Source organism: Protofrankia sp. Cr1 (assembly GCF_963555865.1).
Classification (GTDB): Bacteria; Actinomycetota; Actinomycetes; order Frankiales; family Frankiaceae; genus Protofrankia.
Genome location: NZ_CAUVXO010000133.1, coordinates 6,471 through 9,384, shown reverse-complemented (window position 1 = coordinate 9,384; position 2,914 = coordinate 6,471). Strand labels below are relative to the sequence as shown.

5 protein-coding genes are annotated in these 2,914 nt (G+C 66.5%); 4 read left to right on the top strand and 1 reads right to left on the bottom strand.

Annotated features, from left to right (window positions below; genetic code table 11):
• Positions 1 to 212: hypothetical protein (locus tag U9980_RS12900; protein ID WP_322768121.1), on the bottom strand; the 212-nt coding region annotated here is incomplete at its 3' end.
• An 84-nt stretch (positions 213 to 296) separates the two neighbouring features.
• Between U9980_RS12900 and U9980_RS12895 the strand changes: the two genes are divergently transcribed.
• The 4 genes from U9980_RS12895 to U9980_RS12880 all read left to right on the top strand — a co-directional run bounded on the left by U9980_RS12895 (position 297) and on the right by U9980_RS12880 (position 2,902).
• Positions 297 to 716 (top strand): roadblock/LC7 domain-containing protein, encoded by a 420-nt coding sequence (locus tag U9980_RS12895; protein WP_322768120.1) that lies wholly within the window; start codon positions 297 to 299, stop codon positions 714 to 716.
• A gap of 97 nt (positions 717 to 813) precedes the next feature.
• Complete coding sequence (locus U9980_RS12890) at positions 814 to 1,182, top strand: DUF742 domain-containing protein (RefSeq protein ID WP_322755546.1); 369 nt, start codon at positions 814 to 816, stop codon at positions 1,180 to 1,182.
• Complete coding sequence (locus U9980_RS12885; RefSeq protein WP_322747961.1) at positions 1,163 to 1,795, top strand: GTP-binding protein; 633 nt, start codon at positions 1,163 to 1,165, stop codon at positions 1,793 to 1,795. The genes U9980_RS12890 and U9980_RS12885 overlap by 20 nt, the downstream gene beginning before the upstream one ends.
• Positions 1,796 to 1,813: 18 nt before the next feature.
• Complete coding sequence (locus U9980_RS12880; RefSeq protein ID WP_322768119.1) at positions 1,814 to 2,902, top strand: LuxR C-terminal-related transcriptional regulator; 1,089 nt, start codon at positions 1,814 to 1,816, stop codon at positions 2,900 to 2,902.
• Positions 2,903 to 2,914 lie beyond the last annotated feature (12 nt).

Sequence of the window (2,914 nt, the reverse complement as noted above, 5' to 3'; positions counted from 1 at the left end):
TCGTTCTCCCAACCATCGTCGTTCTCACCGGGACCGTCATCCACGCCGGTATCGGCGTTGCCGCCCGCCGAGACGGCGAGAACCGACACGGGCCTGCCGAAGCGGAAGCGACGGGCAAGCCTGGCGCCCGAGCTCAGGGGAACGCCCGCGACCGACGCCACGACACCGCCGGTCCTTGCCGGGCCGCGATCACCAGAGGAAATCCGCAACATGATGTCGTCCTTCCAGGCCAACTTCGGTCGAGGCCTGCAGGCCGGACCCAATCCGAACGGCGACGACGCCAGGAAGGTGATGTGATGCGCCATATCGGCCCGGCCGAAAACATGAGCTGGCTGTTGAACAACCTGACCCGAAAAGTACCGGAGGTGACCTACGCAATCGTGCTGTCAGCGGACGGTCTCCTGTTGGCGACGTCGAACGGTATGGACCGCACGACCGCCGACCAGCTCGCGGCGGTCGCGTCGGGATTCAACAGCCTCGCCCGGGGCGCCGGGCGATTCTTTCGCGGCGGCAACGTCCGCCAGACGATCGTCGAGATGGAACAGGGATTCCTGTTCGTCACTGCTGTCGGCGACGGGTCGTGTCTGGCCATTCTGAGCACGCCCGGATCGGATATCGGTCTGATCGCGTACGAAATGGCCCTTCTGGTCATCCGTGTCGGTGAGTTCCTGACCCCCGAGCTACGCGCCGAGATGCAGGCGGCATTGCCGCGCTGAGCGCCACCCCGGTGGGCTGAAGGCGACGCGACGGCGGCTCTGTCGCGTCGCCGGAAGCCCCGCGGGAACCGAACCCACGCCCTGATCAGGAGGACCGGTGGACGAGGAGTGGTATGACGAGGATGCAGGTCCGGTCGTCCGCCCCTACGCCGTCACCGGCGGCCGAACGCGGCCGGCGGCCAATCGTGCGCTGGAGCTGGTAGCTCTGGTGTCGACGACGGCGCACGGACGGGCAATGGTCCGGAGCCTCGATCCGGAGCAGCAGGACATCCTGATGCTCTGCCGGAGCATCCAGTCGATCGCGGAGATCTCCGCCCAGCTCAATCTTCCGATCGGCGTGGCACGCGTCCTCGTCGGCGACATGATCGACGCTGGTTTCGTACACGTCACCCGCCCGGCCCGACCGACCGAGCGTCCCGACGTAGCGCTGATGGAGAAGGTGCTCGATGGACTTCAGACCCTCTAGAACAGATACCACCGGCCCCGCGCCCAATGCCGTCAAGATCATAATTGCCGGTGGATTCGGCGCCGGAAAGACGACGTTTGTCGGTACGGTCAGCGAGATCCCCCCGCTCACGACCGAAGCGGCCCTGACCTCGGCGAGTCTCGGAATCGACGACACATCGCAGGTCAACTCCAAGACCACAACCACGGTTGCCATGGACTTCGGTCGGATCACCCTGCTTGACAGTGTGATCCTCTACCTGTTCGGCACGCCCGGCCAGGACCGTTTCTGGTTCATGTGGGACGAGCTGGTCCTTGGTGCCATCGGCGCGATCGTGCTCGTGGACACCCGCCGGCTCTCGGACTCGTTCCCGGCGGTCGACTACTTCGAGGAGCGGGATATTCCGTTCCTGGTGGCGGTCAACCGGTTCGACGGGTCGAAGGAATACACACTCGACGACGTACGCAACGCTCTTGACATCGACGCTCGGAGGCCGATCGTGTTCTGCGACGCCCGTCGGCGGGAATCCGTGCGCCAAGCCCTGGTCGCGCTGGTCCGCCACGCTCTGGATGTCGTGGCAGCCGAGACCCGACACCGGGGTCTGCTGTCCGAGGCCAGCGCCCACGTCGACTAATTGGCGCGGGAGAGGAAAGTGCTTGATCTTCTCGGCCTCGACGACGTCGCCCTCGCCTCCTATCGGTTGTGGCTACGGCACGAGGACCTGACCACCGAGGACGTGGGCCTGGCCCTCGGGCTCCCCGCAAGCATCATCGCCCGGGCCCGTGACAGGCTGGTCGAGCTCTCGCTGCTGGTCATGTCCCGTGATCATCCGGGCCGCCTCGTCGCTGTGCACCCCGAGGTCCCCCTGGAACAACTGATCCGCCAGCAGCACGACCAGCTGATCCGCCGGCAGGAGCAGCTCGTCCGCGCGCGCCTGCAGGTGAGCACCCTGGTCGCCGACTACCTCCAGGGTCGCCAGCCCGGCGACTCCGGTAGCGAGGTGGAACACCTGGACAGCGCCGATGCAGTGCGGATCAAATTCTTGGAGCTGGTAACCCGGGCGGAACGGGAGGTACTCGTGCTGCACACCCAGCCTGGGCAGCAGCTGGCCGCGACCCCGGAGGGTACCCGGGCGCTCCTACGGGCGCTGGAACGCGGGGTCACCCTGCGCAGTATCTGTTCCCGTCCGGCGCACTCGGATGACGCAACCGCCGCGTACCTGCGCACCGCTGCAGCGCACGGCCTGGATCTACGGGTGGTCGACACCGCTCCGGTGGACCTCACCACCGTCGACCGCCAACTCGGACTTGTCCTGCTGATGCCGGGTCCGAACAAGAGCGCTGCGCTGCTGCTGCGCGAGCCGGCGCTGACCAATCTGGTCGTCATGTTGTTCGATCAGATGTGGGGGCTCGCCGATCCTGTCGGGTTTGACGGCGACTCGCTCGAGGGAGCCGACGCGCTCGAGGGACCCAACACGTCCGCGTCCGGCGACGGTCCGGCTCATCGTGCCATAGACGATCACGACTATGGGAGTGTCGACCCCGAGGGCAGGGAGCCGACAGACTCCGAACGCGTCCTTCTGCGGCTCCTGAGCCTCGGCGCCAAGGACGAGGCTGCGGCCCGTCATCTGGGCGTGTCAGTCCGCACCGTGCGACGGATGATCGCCGATCTCATGCGCCGGATGGACGCACGCAGCCGCTTCCAGGCCGGCATCCTCGCGGCGGAGCGAGGATGGTTATAGCAGCATTGAACG